This window comes from Dysgonomonas sp. BGC7 (genome assembly GCF_001261735.1).
Classification (GTDB): domain Bacteria; phylum Bacteroidota; class Bacteroidia; order Bacteroidales; family Dysgonomonadaceae; genus Dysgonomonas.
Genome location: NZ_CVRP01000019.1, coordinates 187,446 through 205,422 on the forward strand (window position 1 = coordinate 187,446; position 17,977 = coordinate 205,422).

The 17,977-nt window shown below is 38.6% G+C and carries 24 protein-coding genes; all 24 read right to left on the reverse strand.

From position 1 onward, the window contains the following. Nucleotides 1-59 precede the first annotated feature (59 nt). A complete protein-coding gene (locus BGC7_RS15665) occupies nt 60-857 on the reverse strand; it encodes a cation efflux transmembrane domain-containing protein (RefSeq protein WP_050702541.1) in 798 nt (265 codons plus the stop codon). Between the two features lies 1 nt (nt 858). Continuing rightward, on the reverse strand, nt 859-3,036 hold the full coding sequence (locus tag BGC7_RS15670) for a TonB-dependent receptor (RefSeq protein ID WP_050702542.1): 2,178 nt from the start codon (nt 3,034-3,036) through the stop codon (nt 859-861). A 108-nt stretch (nt 3,037-3,144) separates the two neighbouring features. Next, nucleotides 3,145-3,474, reverse strand: coding sequence for a hypothetical protein (locus tag BGC7_RS17975; protein ID WP_082206804.1), 330 nt, complete (start codon nt 3,472-3,474; stop codon nt 3,145-3,147). A gap of 43 nt (nt 3,475-3,517) precedes the next feature. Next, nucleotides 3,518-4,336, reverse strand: coding sequence for an arsenite methyltransferase (arsM, locus tag BGC7_RS15675; protein ID WP_050702543.1), 819 nt, complete (start codon nt 4,334-4,336; stop codon nt 3,518-3,520). A gap of 15 nt (nt 4,337-4,351) precedes the next feature. Beyond that, nucleotides 4,352-5,386 carry an ACR3 family arsenite efflux transporter gene (gene arsB / locus BGC7_RS15680; RefSeq protein WP_050702544.1) on the reverse strand — a complete coding sequence of 345 codons (1,035 nt, stop codon included), beginning with the start codon at nt 5,384-5,386 and terminating at the stop codon, nt 4,352-4,354. Next, on the reverse strand, nt 5,379-5,804 hold the full coding sequence (locus BGC7_RS15685) for an arsenate reductase ArsC (RefSeq protein ID WP_050702545.1): 426 nt from the start codon (nt 5,802-5,804) through the stop codon (nt 5,379-5,381). Before BGC7_RS15685 ends, arsB begins: the two co-directional genes overlap by 8 nt. A 72-nt stretch (nt 5,805-5,876) precedes the next feature. Next, nucleotides 5,877-6,341 (reverse strand): GNAT family N-acetyltransferase, encoded by a 465-nt coding sequence (locus BGC7_RS15690; protein WP_050702546.1) that lies wholly within the window; start codon nt 6,339-6,341, stop codon nt 5,877-5,879. Between the two features lies 1 nt (nt 6,342). Then, entirely contained in the window at nt 6,343-6,663 is a 321-nt protein-coding gene (locus tag BGC7_RS15695) for an ArsR/SmtB family transcription factor (protein WP_050702547.1), read from the reverse strand. Between the two features lie 300 nt (nt 6,664-6,963). After that, nucleotides 6,964-7,560, reverse strand: coding sequence for a hypothetical protein (locus tag BGC7_RS15700; protein ID WP_050702548.1), 597 nt, complete (start codon nt 7,558-7,560; stop codon nt 6,964-6,966). After that, nucleotides 7,557-8,321 carry a hypothetical protein gene (locus tag BGC7_RS15705; RefSeq protein WP_050702549.1) on the reverse strand — a complete coding sequence of 255 codons (765 nt, stop codon included), beginning with the start codon at nt 8,319-8,321 and terminating at the stop codon, nt 7,557-7,559. Before BGC7_RS15705 ends, BGC7_RS15700 begins: the two co-directional genes overlap by 4 nt. Nucleotides 8,322-8,352: 31 nt before the next feature. Then, nucleotides 8,353-8,550 carry a hypothetical protein gene (locus BGC7_RS15710; protein WP_050702550.1) on the reverse strand — a complete coding sequence of 66 codons (198 nt, stop codon included), beginning with the start codon at nt 8,548-8,550 and terminating at the stop codon, nt 8,353-8,355. 11 nt (nt 8,551-8,561) lie between these two features. Then, nucleotides 8,562-9,170 (reverse strand): hypothetical protein, encoded by a 609-nt coding sequence (locus BGC7_RS15715; protein WP_050702551.1) that lies wholly within the window; start codon nt 9,168-9,170, stop codon nt 8,562-8,564. Nucleotides 9,171-9,248: 78 nt separating this feature from the next. After that, nucleotides 9,249-9,701, reverse strand: coding sequence for a PH domain-containing protein (locus BGC7_RS15720; protein ID WP_050702552.1), 453 nt, complete (start codon nt 9,699-9,701; stop codon nt 9,249-9,251). An 86-nt stretch (nt 9,702-9,787) separates the two neighbouring features. Continuing rightward, on the reverse strand, nt 9,788-10,387 hold the full coding sequence (locus BGC7_RS15725; protein ID WP_050702553.1) for a M23 family metallopeptidase: 600 nt from the start codon (nt 10,385-10,387) through the stop codon (nt 9,788-9,790). Between the two features lie 168 nt (nt 10,388-10,555). Further along, the gene (locus BGC7_RS15730; RefSeq protein WP_050702554.1) at nt 10,556-11,014 is read right to left on the reverse strand and encodes a DUF3872 domain-containing protein; all 459 of its coding nucleotides are present in this window, start codon (nt 11,012-11,014) and stop codon (nt 10,556-10,558) included. A gap of 42 nt (nt 11,015-11,056) precedes the next feature. Further along, complete coding sequence (locus tag BGC7_RS15735) at nt 11,057-11,641, reverse strand: conjugal transfer protein TraO (protein WP_050702555.1); 585 nt, start codon at nt 11,639-11,641, stop codon at nt 11,057-11,059. Between the two features lies 1 nt (nt 11,642). Beyond that, nucleotides 11,643-12,593 carry a conjugative transposon protein TraN gene (gene traN, locus BGC7_RS15740; protein WP_050702570.1) on the reverse strand — a complete coding sequence of 317 codons (951 nt, stop codon included), beginning with the start codon at nt 12,591-12,593 and terminating at the stop codon, nt 11,643-11,645. A gap of 67 nt (nt 12,594-12,660) precedes the next feature. Further along, nucleotides 12,661-14,043 carry a conjugative transposon protein TraM gene (gene traM, locus BGC7_RS15745; RefSeq protein WP_050702556.1) on the reverse strand — a complete coding sequence of 461 codons (1,383 nt, stop codon included), beginning with the start codon at nt 14,041-14,043 and terminating at the stop codon, nt 12,661-12,663. After that, nucleotides 14,043-14,312 (reverse strand): TraL conjugative transposon family protein, encoded by a 270-nt coding sequence (locus tag BGC7_RS15750; RefSeq protein WP_050702557.1) that lies wholly within the window; start codon nt 14,310-14,312, stop codon nt 14,043-14,045. Before BGC7_RS15750 ends, traM begins: the two co-directional genes overlap by 1 nt. Before the next feature lie 8 nt (nt 14,313-14,320). After that, entirely contained in the window at nt 14,321-14,944 is a 624-nt protein-coding gene (gene traK / locus BGC7_RS15755; protein WP_050702558.1) for a conjugative transposon protein TraK, read from the reverse strand. 45 nt (nt 14,945-14,989) lie between these two features. Then, entirely contained in the window at nt 14,990-15,991 is a 1,002-nt protein-coding gene (gene traJ / locus BGC7_RS15760) for a conjugative transposon protein TraJ (RefSeq protein WP_050702559.1), read from the reverse strand. A 2-nt stretch (nt 15,992-15,993) separates the two neighbouring features. Next, nucleotides 15,994-16,614, reverse strand: a complete 621-nt coding sequence (locus BGC7_RS15765; RefSeq protein ID WP_050702560.1) for a DUF4141 domain-containing protein — start codon at nt 16,612-16,614, stop codon at nt 15,994-15,996. Nucleotides 16,615-16,678: 64 nt separating this feature from the next. Then, nucleotides 16,679-16,993: a DUF3876 domain-containing protein gene (locus BGC7_RS17735; protein ID WP_082206805.1), complete on the reverse strand. Its 315-nt coding sequence runs from the start codon at nt 16,991-16,993 to the stop codon at nt 16,679-16,681. 13 nt (nt 16,994-17,006) lie between these two features. Beyond that, nucleotides 17,007-17,977, reverse strand: a 971-nt coding sequence (locus tag BGC7_RS15770) for a TraG family conjugative transposon ATPase (RefSeq protein ID WP_157258758.1), incomplete at its 5' end; no start/stop codon positions are given.

Genomic DNA, 17,977 nt, shown 5'->3' on the forward strand with positions numbered 1-17,977 from the left:
CGGCAAATAAATAATCAAATAGAAAATCCACCTATTATCTATTTGCCGAACAAAGACTTTTAATTTCTAGCAAGTTTCAGTATCCTCAATGCTCCTCTTATTACGAAAAGAAATACAATACTACCTATAATAAGGTCAGGTACTTGATTATCTAACAACCATACCAATAATCCAGCAATAACAACACCAATATTTGTAATTACATCATTAGACGAACAGATAACACTTGCTTGAATATGGGCATCCTTACTTTTTGTTCGTTGGAGCAAAAACAGGCATATAACATTGGCTACCAAGGCAAGTATAGATATACCTATCATCGTTTGAAAGACAGGCATTTCCTCCGCACCTGTAAAGCGTCTGATTACTTCAATAAAACCAATTGCAGCCAGTAATATCTGAAAATATCCACAGATCAGAGCAACACGTTTCTTTCTGCTAATTGCTGTGCCCACAGCTAACAGACTCAGTCCATAGACAAAGGAATCAGCAAGCATATCAAGGCTATCGGCAACTAATCCCATTGATTTAGAGATAATACCCGTTGACATTTCAATCAGGAAAAAGCCGAAGTTAATAGCCAGTACAATCCAAAGGACTTTACGCTGTTTACTATCTTCCTCTACCTGAAATTCTCCTATTACTTCTGTACTTCCAATAAAGTGTGAAGCAAGATTTAAGGAAGCAAGCTGCCTTTCGATTTCCTGATAATCTCCTGTATGATAAACGGCCAGTATCCTGTTTTTCAGATCATATTCTTGCTTGGCAATACCCTTTATATTTTGAAGTTTCATCCGAATGAGATTTTCCTCACTCGGACAATCCATTTGCTCAATTTTAAAAATTGTCTTTTTCATTTTACAATTTAATTATAATACCTGCATTCAGGACAAAGCCGTCCAATGGTGCATAAATATCCCGAAACTCAGGTTTAGTCATCGAACCCGTATAAATAGTATCGAACCTTGTTTGCCGTCTGTCAGTAAAGTTCTCAAAATTAGCATATACAGAAAACTTTTCCCAAATACGTTGCATCATTAATCCGCAAATAAGGTAATCCTGCCCTGTTTTTCCGTTATTCAGTTTTTGCTTTCCTGTATAGTAGGCTTCCAATCCGATTTTCCATTTATCTTCTACCTCGTACATTAAAACAGAATTGATTTTATGTTTCGGGGTAAGGTTTTTTTGGTAGCTTCTTCCGTCTTCCTTAACATTCGCATCTGTATAGGTATATCCGAGAAACAGACCGAAATCCTTGTACGTTATTTTCATATTGGTTTCAGCACCTTTACTATCGACATGACCGTCTATGTTATTAAACTGCCATCGGCTGTTTTCCGCAGCTTGCAGTTCAAGCGGATTTTTAAGGTAGGTATAAAAGAATAGCTGATTTATACTTAAAAACACCTGGTCGCCAAATAAGCCCGCTTTATAAGTAAAATCGATATTTGCCCCATAGCTTTTTTCCAACTTGTTCTTATCATCATCTATCGGTAAGACATTTTGAAACTGGATGCGTTCGCTATCTTCTGAAAAGATGGTAGGTGCTTTATATCCAAATCCACCACCCACACGGGATGAGAACTTTTCATTGATCTTGAAAAGAGACGAGATACGGGGTAATACAGCAAATCCATAATCTGTAACGTAATCTGTTCGCAATCCGGTTTCTAGGTTCATCCAGTCCGTTATCTTCGTATTATTTTGTACAAATAAACCTACAGTAGTCATGTTGTAATCTCTCAAAGGAAAATCTGTCAGTTTCTTTTCAGTAAACTTATCCGTCCAAATATTTGCACCTGCTACCCATTCCGTTTTTTCTTTGGTATGTATATAAGAAACTTCCGAAAAAGAAGACAATTGCTCACCATCAAATTTAAAATCAGGAATCTCTAGCTTGCGGCTAAAATAAGTGACACTGTTTTTTATATTCAACCGGTTTTGTTTGTCAAAACGGTGTTCAAATGTAAGTTGGCTTGAATGTCTTTGTGTTTTATTCCTTTCAAAATAAGAATGTTCTTCATCTCCTTTCCCATCTACATATTTCATATCACCACCCAGACGGTTTTCTATCATAGAGTTTATACCGAAATTGAAATCTGTATTTTCAGATAAGTATAAAAATAGTTTAGGATTCAGTACAAACCTGTCAAACTTTGGGATTGCAGTAAAACCTACATCGGACGGATTATAAGCCCGGTTACGGTTATACGATGCAAATACAGTAGTACCCACTTTATTGAATTTCTGACCGAAAAAGCTGTTTACATCAAGCCCTTTACCTGTTGTCCCATTCAGGTGTATTGAAAAATCTCTTTTCTCTTCAGGTGTTTTTGATATCAGGTTTACCAGTCCTGCAATTGCACCACCACCGTATAAGGTCGACGAAGAACCTTTTATTATTTCAACCTGCTTTAAGTCGAGAGGTGGTGTCTGCAACAAGCCTAAACCGCTTGCTGCACCCGAAAATACAGGAAAACCGTCTTTTAGTATCTGGGTATATCTACCATCCAATCCTTGAATACGAATGGATGAATTGCCCGATATGGCTGATGTTTGCTGTGTCATAATACCCGTACTTTCATTCAGTAGCATACGGATATCTCCGGGCTTCATGACTCCTTTTTCTCCTAACTCTTCTCCATTTATAAACTCAATACGAGTAGGGATATCTTTAAATGTTCGGGTTCCCCTTGTTGAAGAAACAACTACTTCCTGTAATGTTTCTTCATCAGGTTCAATTTTGATAATAATAAGTTCGTCCGAAGTAAGCGGAAAGATAAATTCTTGTATGGTCTTTTCATATCCCATATAAGTGATTTCGAATTTCTGTTTCCCGTCCGGTATATTTGAGAGTACTGCTAATCCTTCAGTGTCGGAAGATGTGCCGTTCGTTGTGTTCTGAAGAACGATACTTGCACCGATCAGAGGTTCTTTCGTTTCGCAATCAATCAACTTGACGTTAAGCGTATTTTGTGCGAAAATATTGGGAAAACTGAAGGCTAAGAATAGCATCAGCATAAATTTCATTTTCATTATGATAAATGTTTTAAATCTTCAATTAGAAATAGCATGAAAGCTACGATACTACAAAGAATGCATTACCGTAAAAATTTTAGTATGGCCTGTGAAAAATAAGTTCGTTTATGCTTGTGGCGGTTGCCATATTGAAGATATAAAACCAGGTACGTCTCCTTTAAATACATAATCTGAGTTACAATCAGATACTAACCCTAATGCGATTGTTATAGGATGATAGAAACGGGCTTCAGGAAAGCCGGTACAGGTATTACAGTGGAGAAATGGAGAGCAACAACTGTAGTTGTTATCAGAGCAGTCATCACAAGCGTTGCTTGTATCATCTCCTGTGTTAAGTGTTTCCGTATGTATGGAAAGACATTTATCCTCAAAACAGCAAGGTATTACCGATAATAGTAATACACTTATTGCTAATATAAAAGATAAATATTTCATAGAACAAATATAAAGAAATTCATACGGAAAACGAGTCAGGAGTTTATGAATTATTTCTATAGCCTGTCACAGTAATAGAATAGATTCCGACATTACCGTCTTTATATTTAGCTATTGTCGATTCATCCAAATGCTCCTGTAAGACTTCATCAGGAATGACAATAGTTTTTGTTCGTTCAATCTTAATATCGGAAAAATCAGCTTTCTCTATCTCACCCAAATAATCCTCTCTTTGTATGGCACTGGCTATACAGCCTGCATACATGGAAGCATTATCTGTAAACTCTTTCGGAAATACACCATTTAGCACAACATCAGAAATACAAAAATGACCTCCTTTTTTCAATACTCGATATATTTCTTTGAAGATCTTATCTTTCTCTGGTAACAAATTCAAAACACAATTACTAACTACTACATCAATAGAGTTATCGGGTAAAGGCATATTCTCAATATCTCCTTCGATAAATTCGACATTGGTATAACCTCGCTTTGTTGCGTTCTTTCGTGCCTTTTCTATCATTTGTGGAGAAAAGTCAATACCGATTACTTTTCCTTTTTCTCCGACTTCTGCCCTGGCTATAAAACAGTCGTTTCCTGCACCTGAGCCTAAGTCTAAAACGGTATTACCATCTTTAATACCTGCATACTCAGTAGGCAATCCACAGCCTACACCCAAATCAGCATCGGCTTCATATCCTTTAAGTCCGCTGTAATCTTCGCTCATGATCGTAAAGACTTTTTTTGAAGGAGTAGCAGGACTCGTTCCACAACAGCAACCTGACTTTAGAGCATCGCTATTTAATGCTAGTTCGCTATATCTCTGCTTTACTAAAGCTTTCTTTTCTTCGTTCGTGTTCATATTAAAAGTGTTATTTTATTTATAATATTTCTTTTTGAGCCAAAAGGCAATATTTACCAACAGTATAAGTACAGGCACTTCGACAAGCGGACCGACTACGCCTGCAAAGGCTTGTCCGCTATGCAAGCCGAAGACACCGATAGCAACAGCAATAGCCAGTTCAAAGTTATTACCTGTAGCTGTAAATGCGATTGAAGCATTTTTATCGTAAGATGCACACATTAATTTTCCTGCGAAGAAGCTGAGGAAGAACATCACCACGAAATAGATTAATAACGGTATGGCTATACGCACTACATCCAATGGTATTTGTACAATCAGTTCACCTTTGAGGCTGAACATTAATACAATGGTAAATAGTAAAGCGATTAAAGTAATTGGTGAAATTGCAGGGATAAACTTATCCTTATACCATTGTTCCCCTTTTATTTTAACCAATATCAAACGGCTTAGAATACCTATCAGGAAAGGAATACCCAAATAGATAGCGACTGTTTCTGCTATTGTACCTATGGATATATCCACGATTGCCCCTTCAAATCCGAATAAGGGAGGAAGTTTTGTTACAAATATCCACGCATAAAAACTGTAAAAGAATACCTGAAATATACTGTTCAGGGCGACCAATCCCGCACCGTATTCCGTATTACCTTCTGCCAGGTCGTTCCATACAAGCACCATCGCAATACACCGTGCAAGACCTATCAGAATAACCCCAACCATGTATTCGGGATAATCGTGTAAAAAAAGGATGGCAAGTAAGAACATTAAGACAGGCCCGATAATCCAATTCAGGACTAACGAAATAGATAATATTTTTACGTTAGAAAATACTTTCGGCAGTTGTTTGTAATCTACTTTTGCCAATGGCGGGTACATCATCAGGATAAGCCCTATTGCCAGAGGAATATTTGTTGTACCGCTCGACATGGAATCTATGTAGCTGCTGAAAGACGGGATAAAGTACCCCAATCCTACACCGATAGCCATTGCAAGGAATATCCAAAATGTTAAGTTCTTATCTAAGAAACTCATCTTCTTTTTACTCATGACCTTTTATCTTATCGGTGTATAATTTATAAAATGCAGTTTTGATTTCATCCCTTACCCTGATATACTCGGATTGAATAAATTCGGGTGTTCCCGTAGCTTCGGACGGATCATCAAAACCGATATGTAGACGGTTCTTTACTTTTCCTGAGAATGCAGGACAGCTTTCATTTGCTCCACCGCAAACGGTAATCACATAGTCCCATTCATCATTCATATATTTCTCTACACTATCGGATCTATGGTGCGAAATATCCACCCCTGCATCCTGCATGACTTCTATTGCCTTCGGGTTTACTTTTCCGTTTGCTTTTGTCCCTGCGGAATAAACAGACAATGAAGGATCGAATGATTGTAAAAATCCATGTGCCATCTGGCTACGGCAACTATTTCCTGTACACAGAATTAAAATTCTCATATTGTTTATAATTTCGTGTTTATACTAACAGTTCCTATTTCGTCGAATAACGAATATGTATTAAAAAAAATATCAGGATAAAACTTTTGACATTTTATAGTTTGTCATAGAGATACCAATGCAAACGGTCTGTTGTTCCAGAATAACATAGCCTTGTTTTGAGAAGAAAGGCTCGGCTGTAATACTGACATCAGCAGTTATTTCTGAAATATCTTTCAACCGCGCATATTCTTCAATCTTTTTAAGTAAGAATGTTGCAATGCCCATTCCCTGATAGTCCTTATGGACAAACATAGAATTTAAATATCCTGCCAATTTTAGGGCCGCAAACCCTAATATTGTATCGTTTTCCTCGGCAAGTATAAAGTATTGCTCACTTATCCGTTCTTCCCATAGACTCGTGTCCTCTCCTCTTGCAGCCCAGCATCCGACCTGTTCGGGTGTATAGTCTTTTAAATTGACTGAAAGGATAGTTGAACGAAATAATTCCTTAATGGCAGGGATATCTTTTGGGGTTGCAAACCTGATGTCCATCATATCAGCAAATCTCGTCTGTATTCTGTAATTGGGTAAAAAAGCCACCAAAGAGTTCTTTGGCTTTATTCCAGTTCTCGCTGTTGATACAATATTTCACGGTGGGTAATGTAATTGTTCCCTGAATCAATCCTGCATCTTTCAGTTCGTTCAGATGCTGTGACAGCGTGCTTTTGGCAATCGGTAATACCTCTGACATATCGCCATGATAGCAGCATGACTCATTGGCAAGCATTTCTAATATCGCTATACGAATCGGATGCCCCAATGCTTTAGCAAAACGGGCTAATTGCTCCTGATCGGCTGTTAATTCTTTCTTTGACATAGACTCGATATTTATTATTCGTAAATATACGAACAATAATTAAATTCGCAAGATTACGAACTAACTTTTAGCCTAAGTATTGATTCATATAGTTAAAAATTTACAACTGCAAGTATTCTGGATACCTATCCTATTGTAAAAAAACTCTAAATATGATTTTTAATTAGAGTCTATGAAATAAGTATGATGTAGATATAATGTTCTTCATGATCCAATAATAAGGCTCTATGTGGAAGAGAAAGAATTAAAAAGAAGGATCGAAGTTTCTACTTTTGGGCTAAAACGAAACGAGGCAGTAATTTACAATTTCAATTCCGTTACATACAGCAATGGGTATGGGCTTGTTTGCTCTATTTTATTTATGTAAAACCTTGTATTCCTCTTAAAATTAACTTGATATTCTGGGACTGGAAGATCATGGATCGGATATATACATCTTGCTTGCGTTTGCTCTTTAGGTAAAGGAGTTATTAACCAAATCATTTTAGTCTCTGCAACATCTCCAAGATCATGTGGAGTAACAGTAAGATAATAGTTTATCTTGATTATGGAATTTTCCTTATAATTGTCTATATTACTATATGTATCAAATCTACCTAAGCATTCAAAATCAACAGACGGAAGTTTGTCCAGAACACTATCAAGTAAGAAAGAAAGAACAGATTCTAATTCGTTTGGTGTCCGATTTTCGATGAAATGTTGTTGAAATATTGAGGCTTGATTTCCACAAAACATTAATATAATTAAATACTCAATATCTGTTATTCCATATTGGGTTAATTCCATTTTCTTATTTTGGGGTATAGACAATCCATTGGTATATTGTGATACTATTCCATCTGGTGTATTTGGATAGTATTTTTTTTCAAGTTGTAATAACTTTTCAATAGTAATCATACATTACTTTTAGCCTTCCATCTTTTATAATGGTTTTGCAAACCTGTCTTCTCTCCACCTTGAAAATATCTGCCATCATTAAGAGTGTCTATTAATTTCTCAACATCTTTAGCATGTCTTGTATCCCAGTTTAATTCTCTAATCAAATACGAACTGACTAACTCTGAATTTAATTCCGGTTCGTATTTATGTAAAGTCCGAATATAAGTTTTTGCTCTATCATTATCCATATGGTGGGTAATTCCAGTTGACATATTAATCACATTTGTCAATTCTTGCATCGCTATTTTTACTATATCACTTGGTTCTGGAAATTTTTCGCCATTCTCTTGCCCTCTTCCTGAAATCTCAATAGCATTCCACGTTTTAATCCATTTGTCAGTTAATTTTCGTAACCAAGGTATAGCTATTATATACTTAACCGAATGATAATCGTCTATTTTTAATATATCATCTGCATCAATGCCACAACATATAACTATATCTGAAGGATTGCCATATATAGCACCTTTATATGTCAACTTTGTTTCAAACTTAAAAAGAACAGGGCAATCATTAAATTTAACACCATTAAATAATTTTTTTACGGTTTCATTACCAAACAATCTATCAAACCACCCTGTATTTTGCTTTGTGTGAATATATAACACGATTCTTTTTACGTTAGAATCTTTTTTTGCAAGTTCACAAGCGAACTGCATAGCTAAACCATAAGCTTCATCATCATTCGCTTCTGTGTCAATGAAAAATTTTGTATTCATAATTTTAATTTATTATTAGCATCTAAAAACATTAGTCTTTTTCAACAAATTGATCAGGGATATCCTCCCAAGCACTACATTTTCTATATACTTGTTTTTTAAAAGTTCGAAACACTGCCCTAGCATCAAAACTTTGGTTAGGAAAATGCTCTTTTAATGTTGCTTCGAGTGCTTTTCTAAATTCAGAGTCTAAATGATCGACAACTTCTTCTATTTTTATTTTTGCCATAAGTGTATATGTTATTTGAAAGGATTAATATCTCTGTCAATCTCTTTTTTCTTTATCCAATCCTTTTTTCTTTCCTCTAGAGCTTGTAGAATCTCGGGGAATAACCCAATATTAAATTTATCAAAATCAGTAGCTAGATTTTTTAAGTTTGTTTCTATAAATTCAACAGCATTAATGGAGGTTTTCTTTATAAACTCTTTCCATTCTTCAGATAATTCCAGTCTAACATAACCAGTTCGGATTTTGAATTTTAAACTTTCACCACTAACTAAAGCTAAGAAAGAATTTTGAGAATACATTGTAGGTAATAAGCCAAAAAAGTCTTCATTACCTGTAATTGGTACTGTAAAAGTCGCAGTTGCAACTACATCTTTCCTTGGATAAGAAGCATAAGCATTTTCTTTATAGATATGTTCATCGCTATCTTCCAAATTTAAGGAAGAAGTTATGCCTTCTTTATGGATCGATGGAACTTCAACTCTATATTTTTCAGTAAGTTGACGAGCCTTATCGTTTAGATCCTCAACATTAGGTATACTAATATTGTTGATTTCAACTCTAAGACGTTCATATGTCTCTGCAAAAAGTTGTTCTACTCTTTTCTGGCGAAATAAATTCATAGCATTATATATATTTAGTTTTTAATAAAAAGATATTCTAAATTGTTTATCTGTAAGTTATCAAAGGTTACATGTTTTTTATCCTATCTGCATATTTATTTCCCGTCTGAAATCCAATGGATTGGCTATATACGGATAGGAACTTGAAACACCTCCTGTAGTAACAGTAATTGTTCCGAAATTAAATATCCGACCTAAGATACTTTGTTTTATATGAAGACCTTCACATTTCGCCAATACCAAATCTACAGCTCTGCGACTGATAACTCCTGTTTTAAGTATCACACGTTTGTTAGTTACTGCATAAGAAGAACCTACTTTTATTAGTATTCTTGACAATAACGATACAATCCCAAAGAACAAAATCAGCAAACCCGCATAATGAGTCATGGCTGATATTTCTTTAGGACTTGATGCTAAAAAAGCACCGATAATCAACAATATAATCGGTTGAACGAATAGGAAAAAATGCAGCTTTGCAACATATTTTATTTCTTCCCCGGATAGTAGATTTTTCTGTATGTAATTCATAGACTATTGATTTATTTCAAAGTTAGTTGTTTTTGTTAATTTTTGATATTCGGCAAGTAATATTTCATCTGTGATTTTAGTTTTTTCTATGAGAAATCATTATTTAAGTATTTAAATAGCAGGTAGCACCAACCTATCGGATTCAAATAACGTTTACCTTTCCTTATCTCATAGTGCAAATGGCTTCCTGTGGCTACTCCTGTGTTACCCATACAAGCGATTTGTTGAGTGATGCTTATCTTATCGCCCACATTGACCAATATCCAACTTAAATGAGCGTAGAATGAACGAAAACCACTGGCATGTTGAATCTCTATAAAATAGCCATACCCCGAATCGTAACCTATGGCTGTCACTGTTCCATTACCTGCCGCATACACTGGAGTTCCTTTTGCTTGTGGAATATCAATTCCCGTATGAAATTTTCGTCTTTTGTAGCATGGGTGCTTTCGCATACCGAAACCTGATGAGATACGCCCAGACTTCTTTATTGGAGATATTATCGGATAATCCGATAACTCATCAATAGTCATTTGTAAAGAATCCGCTATCTGATAAAATGCTGTAATGGAATAAATAGACTTCATACAGTGTTCTATTTGTGATTTTCTATTTAAAGAATTGCTTTGCTGTCTCCATGCAGGCAAATGAAGTAAAGCGATCAATAGGATTGTTATATATTTCATTGTCTAGTCTTATATAAGACAAACGCCCAAAGAATCTTCGAGCGTTTGTCGGGTTGTTACTATTCAACTTCTTCATTCCACAGCTCAACGTCCGTTGGAGCAGTTACGTAAGCACAAATCATATTTACCCAAGTAACTATGTATGAGATTATCATCATTGTCATCATGCTATTCCGTTTCAGTTGGTAATTCTTCCTCGTCACCCCGGTCATTTTGGAAAGAAAATGTCTTTTGCACTACCTGTCCGTGGCTATCTTCGATGTACACATCTACGACTTGTTGGTCAGTAGAATGAGAAGTGTAATACATTCGAAACGTTTCCTTTTCCAAAAGATATAAATCGTTTGGTAGAAGTATAGTGCCATTATCGAGTTGTAATTGACCTTTGCCATCTACTTGAAAATAGCGAATGTAGAATTTAGTGTCTTGGAAGTTCCCTTCCTTTACAATCTGTGCACGGATCTCCGCCACCTCTCCCTGAACGATTTTTTTCTGAACTGGCATACAAACCAGATCAAATGCGTAAACCTTATTAATATCCATATCGCTACTACAGGCTAAGGCCAGCAGCATTATTGCTGCCAGCCATGCTGTTATTCCGAAAAAAGTCTTTATTCTTTTCATCATTATTGTATTGTATATTCTGTTAGACAAAAGAGACTGTGCCTCTTAATTGATTATAAATTTGATTCCTACACCGAACTGCCCGTGAAAATGCCCCGTAGAGTTGCCCCAGAGGATGCGTTTTCTCCCTGTAACAAGTAATACAACACGATCAGTCAGGTACGTTTCAATCTCCAGTGTGATAGCCCCGCCATAGATAAAAGCATCTTTATGTTGAAGTGTAGAGCCATCGTATAAAGTCTTTTCGCCCCAATTTGATGTTTCATAGCCTGCAAGGGCAGAACCACCCAACGAAAGGAAAACTGTTTTAGACGGATCAGTCAAAAAATTGTAGTAATAACCTCCTTCAGCCGTGAATTGTGCTATCGGTAATCGTTTTTCCCGATACGGGTAATAGCGTTCCAGATATTCCGCACCAAATACCCATTTGTTTCCGTTCTTCGCATAGGTCGCCATTGCCACACCGAAATAATATCCCGCTTCATTATCGTTCTTGGACGAATAGATTCCATCCACCATACCACCCGTGAGTTGTATGCCTCGCATACCCGATAGTGAACGTTGTGCATGTACTTGGTCTGTAAAGACCAAACACAACACAATCGTTAATATAAGATATAACTGTCTCATTTTATTTCACTTTTAGTTCGTTAATAACCTTTGCCCGAACCAGGTCAGCATTATCCAATGTAAATCGCTGATGGCGTCCACCTTCCTGTTCATTAAGCTCCACAACAAGCATTTTGTCATCGGGAATAGTAAATTTGGCCAAAGTGAAAATCATGCGTTCTGTCTGCTGTCCACCTATCAGCATCAAATTATTGTAGGCACGAAGCGGCCAAATCACTTGCTCTTGAATCGCGGTACGCTTGGCTACTTTTTTATCCACAATCTTAAATGTAATAAAGTCCACATTGAAAGGTACGTTGGATGAGTTCTTTAGTTGGAGATGAAAATATAGCAGTCCGTTATGGGTATAAATACCTTTCAACGTATGTTGTATTCCGAAACGTTTCGAGCCGATGTGTTTTATCTCCCGGTCATTGTTCTTGTGTATGGACTGCATAATCAATTTGACGAGCAAGGGGGATTCCGGCCCCAATTCCTGCATATAGACCGCAAGAGCATTGTTCGGACGGTTCACCGCTTCGCCATCGTGCAGGAAATCGGTCATTTCAACAGATAGTTTTACGGGTTCATCCGCATATTTTACGTTAAAACTATAATATGCTCCATCTTCGGTAATAACGGACAGATTGCTCTCCCTACTAAAATCCCGCAGAGCTGCTTTGACTCTCAATACATTGTCCGTTCCATCTGCTTTCGCAGCGAGAAGATCTGCCGAACCTAAATCGACATACCGAATGGCTGATGGGAATATGACATGTACAGTTTTGGAAAATGTGACCTCCAGAGCATAAGGCGGTATCATTCTATCGAAGGTCAGCGGACGGGTAAAACTCTCGTAATAGTCTCCTGTTGTTGGCTTGGTATGCACCACGATAGTATCTTGAGATACTTCTTGTGCATGGGCTGTAAATACACTTACAGCAAGTGCTAATATTAAAAAGAATCGTTTCATACTTTTGATTTTAAATTCGTTAAACATTGATTTTTTAGTGGGGGTCGCAGACCCATTTATTATCCTTTTAATCTGATTTTGGTAACAGAAGTAATTTATAGTTTGCTTTAAGGGTAACTTTGACCACACTCATCTTTTTACTGATATACTGTGAAGCCCCTTGTATCAAACCCTTACCCATATCGGCTGCCAATTGTGAACCTGCATTATCGGAAATCATAATGCTTGTTCCTGCTGATGATGCCAATGTAGAAGCTACTTCTTTGGCTGCTTTTATCTCGTCGTTGTTGGGAACAAAAATGCCTGATTGACCATCCATATCGTACACTTGCAGTTCAACCGGAATAATGTTTCCTGCATACTGAATGAAGTTGATCATTACCTCCAGACGTTCGCCACCAATACGGCAAGCTCCTGTTACCAAGGTATTGGCAGGTATCAATATTTTGCCTGCCCTCATTGGTTCTAAAAGACGAAGTTGTACCTCTTTACCATTGGTCAGGGTTACGGTCTGGTTCACACAAGCACGGATGCTGTTCTTATCCTTTACCTCCTCATTGCCTGCGGCAGTCAAAAATCCCATGTTTCGGGGCTTGCTGTATGCGGTAATAAATTCATCATTGGACATTGGTGCAGATAGTAGAGATACGACATTCTGATGCACTTGTTTAACGGGTTGTACTTTGACTTTCTCGCCTGGACGTGTTATGTTTACATCTTCTGTTGGTTGTTCTTTCTGCTGTGCAGGCATATAGCGTGCTGCCATTTGGTAAGACTTTTCAAGCAAGGCTGTCTGTTCGTCCTCTTCCGATTTTTTCGCTTGGGCTTCTTCCTGTTTTCGTTCCAATTCTTGTATCCGCTGTTCCATTTCAGACTGTGATTGCCTGTCTGTTTCGGCAGGCTTTTCGTACCAATCACCCAATTGTTTGTTGATGTCCTGATAAGCAGTTGCTGAGGATTGTATCGTTCGGGGAGTTGAACTTCGAGGCTGTTCTGCTTGCAACGAAGTATTGTAGGCATTATCCTTTTGTTCATACTCGCTTTGCTCGGTATCGTTGAACATCGAGGAAAAATCCTGTAAAGACTTCATTTTCTCTTGCTCCCTTTGTCGCATTGCTTCACGTTCGTAGGCATCCCGTTTGTCTCCCACAATACCCTCATCTTTTGGTACGGGCAGTTCGGCATTGAAACCCGTTAACCCCACTGCCTGCTCTTTTCCATCATCCGATGGAGCGAAGATGAGCCACATTGCACCACCGAAGATTAAGAAGAACAGCGGCATAATCAATATCTTTTTTCGTTTCTGTCTCTCCGCCATCGAAAGTTCTTGCTTGGGTGGTTTCGGAGGTTCTTTTTTCGCTTCCGATTTACTATCCGGTACAGATGCTTGTACTTCAGCAATAATCTCCGTTTGTGGTGGTATTCCTTTATTCAAATCTTCCTGTTCCATTATTCTACTGATTTTAGATTGTTAATACTATCTCGCTGTTGTTCCAATTGTAGTCTCAGCGATTCGATCTGCTCTATCTGCATCTTTTCTGCTTTATTCTTACCAAAATTGTAAATAGAAGAAAAGGTCATGTAGATGGAAAGACCACCGAAAACAAGGAACATGGTTATCACAAGGATAATCCGTCTGTCGGGGGTAAGTCTGCCGAGCAAGCCCCGCAGACCATCCTCCAACCATTCATTGATGCTATTCATTAATTTTCGTATCATAGCTTTACCTACCTTTCCGATATCCGAATATCCCGATTCTCCACAATTTCGAATTTCTCCATCGTGAAACCGTGAGGGTTATTGTCCGAGCGTACCGAGTTGATCAGATTGCAACGGGTAACCAGACTGCGTTCGGTGACGTTACTCTCCCGAATAATCATCTGTTTGGCGTATGTTACCGCCTTGTAAGGATAGCTGTCAAAATCACAGGCAATGCTGTCTACCTGTACAATTTGGTTGATATTCCCCGATACAATGCGGTTGTAGTACCCTTTTTCTGCCATATCCTGATAGTATTTGAAAGCCGATTTATCGACAAGGAACAATGCTCTGTTTACATTGCTTTCAATGGCTTTTTTATCAGGCGAGAGCGTGAAAAACAACTCGTGGAAACGCTTGATATGCTCGCGGGCTTCCACAGGTCTGTTTTGTGTCATATCTTGGGACAGGGCAAGCATTAAGGACTTGCCACCATCCAGTACATAAATACGCTGGCGTTGTGCCTCGGCAAAGTTGTATGATGACCATACGGAATAACCCGTAATGGCGGCACACAGACAGACGAAGACAATCCCGAACAAGCGTATCTGCTTAAATGATGTTTCTATATTTTTTAAACTCTTGAACTCCATTTGTTCTTTTTATTTTGAATTAATAAATGAATACAGTGTATCTGATTATTTCTTACCCATCAGGCGACCAGCGACGTTACCTGCCGCAGCTCCGGCAACACCTCCTGCCATCGCAGCCCCTTTACTCGCCATTGTATTTACTCCACGGGTAGCACTACCGCCACCTGCCTGAATAACCCAACCCGCCACACTCGGAATAGAGAAATATCCGATAATGCCGATGATGAAAAATATGATATATACCCCGTTACTGGCATCCGGCACATAGGAAGGATCTCTCAACATATCTATATCCATTTGTAGCATAAGTGCCTGAATCTTGGAGAGCAGTGCCGAGAATAAGTCGGCAATGGGTAGCCACAAGTAGATAGAAATGTAGCGGGAAATCCAATTAGTCAGCGTGGATTGAAAACCGTCATAAATCGAAAGGGCAAATGCCAACGGCCCTAAGATTGACAGCACTACCAAGAAAAAGGTGCGTAAGGTATCAATCGTAAGGGCTGCGGCATTGAACAACAACTCGAAGAAGTCCCGAATCAGTTGGCGAAACCACATTTTCATATCATACCACGTACGTTCTCCCCACATAGATATTATTTCGGGAGTGTCCCAGATACCGAGTTCTTTCATTTTTTGATCGTATGCCTCGTCATCGACCAGCCATGCTTTCCCTTCACGTAGCCGTGCATCGTACTCCAATTGTTCTTTCTCCGCTTGCAGGGCATGTACATCGGTCATTTGTGTCTCCAATATGGTATGTGTTCCTTTTACCACGGGCGACATTACTGCGTTGATCGTACCGAGCACAAAAGTTGGAAAGAACATGATGCAGAGTCCAATAACGAAAGGTCTAAGCAAGGGATATACATCTATCGGTTCTGCCCGTGACAGGGCTTGCCATACACGGGAAGCTACATAAAAGAGTGCACCGAGTCCGGCTATTCCTTTGGCAACACCGACCATATCGCCACAAAGGGGCATCATATCCTGATACAGATTGCGGAGAAGCTGATGCAGATTGTCGAAATCTATTGCAAGCAGTGTCATGATTACCAATATTTATCGGATGGATTACCATACAAACTTTGTACTCGCTCCAGATCGCCTTTCTCCTGACTGCGGATGAAAGAAACGGAAATGCTTTTCTTGGAAAAGTAGCGGACAAGGTTGCGATGTTCAAGCATCTTGGCGTGTATATCATCTATGATGGACATACGCTCGGCATCAGTCATCGAGAGCCCGTTGGAGAGGGAAACGACATTCTTTATATCAGAAAGCAGGTTACCACTTTCATTCAATAACTTGGCATACCCATTTGATATAGCTTCCAACTCGTTAACGCTAAAATTCCTATCGGATAGCATCTTGTTGAAATTGGTAGAATAGATCTGCGATATTTCGCTGACCAATTCTACTGTTTCTTTCACTTTGCGGGCATCCTTGATCAGATTGTGTACCGACTGCAATTTGTCGTAATACTGTTTCCCCTGATCGTAGATTTTTTGCATCTCTTTGAAAGAATTAATTACATTACTGGCTGTTGTGGCTGTTTTGGAAACAGTCATAATATTTTGTGCCAGATTCGAGGGATCGATCACCGTCCACTGTGCTTTTGCCTGATAGGTGCACAGTCCCATGAATGCCACAAGGCAGAAAAGTATTTTCTTCATATTCGTTATTTTTAATTGTTATTACTCGCTTACCGTCCGAAGGTCGGAGGTAGCCCCAAATGAGCTAACCCTCCTCCCGGACATACTCTCCGAAAGCGGAAAGGTGCAAGACCTCCTGCTCCCGATTGTAAGTAATCTCGATACGCTCGTACAGCTCAATATAATGCAGACCAAATACATTGTAGACCGTACAATCGCAGACCACCAGCGGGTTGTTGTAAGTAAGACAGAGGCGGATGCCTCCCTTTTTTCGGGAGATGTTGCGGTATATTCTTATCGGAGGTGCACCTTCTCTACTTACCCAACGCCCCGTAATCTCCCGCATGGAAAAGTCTGTAGAAGTGGAACAAGGATCGGTTATATTACTTGAACTGAACATAGCTTTTCGTTTTTTACTTGCGTTTACTTTCAGCTATTTGTTTTATAGCCAACTCAATATTACCATCCAACTCTTCGGTTTTCTTTGCAACCTCCAGCTTCTCCGTTTCTTCTGTTGTGAATGTAAAATACTCTTCCAAACTCACTTCTGTGGCATATACAGCCGACTGAACACCGCCCAACCCGAACCATACTTCTTTATATTTTCGGTTCGGATTGTTGGACATATTGATGGATAGTACCTGACTTTTTTCTTTTTCGGTCAGCCCTAACAGAGCTTGGATACTATCAAATTTGTTCATGTATTTACGCTGGTCTAAGAGAATCTTACAGTCGGAGTTGTTGATGATGGACTCCTTTACAATGGGTGATGCGATAATATCGTCCACCTCTTGCGTGACGACGATTGCCTCGCCAAAGAACTTTCGAACGGTCTTAAATAAATACTTAATGTACTCTGCCATACCCTCTTTAGCAATCGCTTTCCACGCTTCCTCAATTAATATCATCTTTCTAATCCCCTGTAAACGACGCATTTTATTGATGAAAACTTCCATAACGATGATCGTTACAATCGGGAACAAAATTTTGTGATCCTTAATTGCATCTATTTCAAAGACAATGAACCGTTTAGACAATAAATCAAGCTGTTTTTCGGAGTTCAGCAGGAAGTCATATTCGCCCCCTTTGTAATAAGGTTCGAGCACATTAAGGAAATTGGCAAGGTCGAAATCTTTCTCCCGTACCCGCTTGGCATCAAGGATAGCCGCATAGTCCAGTTTGACAAACTCGTAGAACGAATTGAATGATGGGACAACCGACTCATCAATCGTTATACGTTCTATGTACAGACTTACGGCATTGGACAAGGCTACCTCTTCCGAACGTGTGGGCGGTTCGTTATCCCGCTTCCACAAAGTCATTATCAGGGTTTTGATACTTTCTCTTTTCTCGATATCAAAGACCCCATGTAGGCTCGGCACTC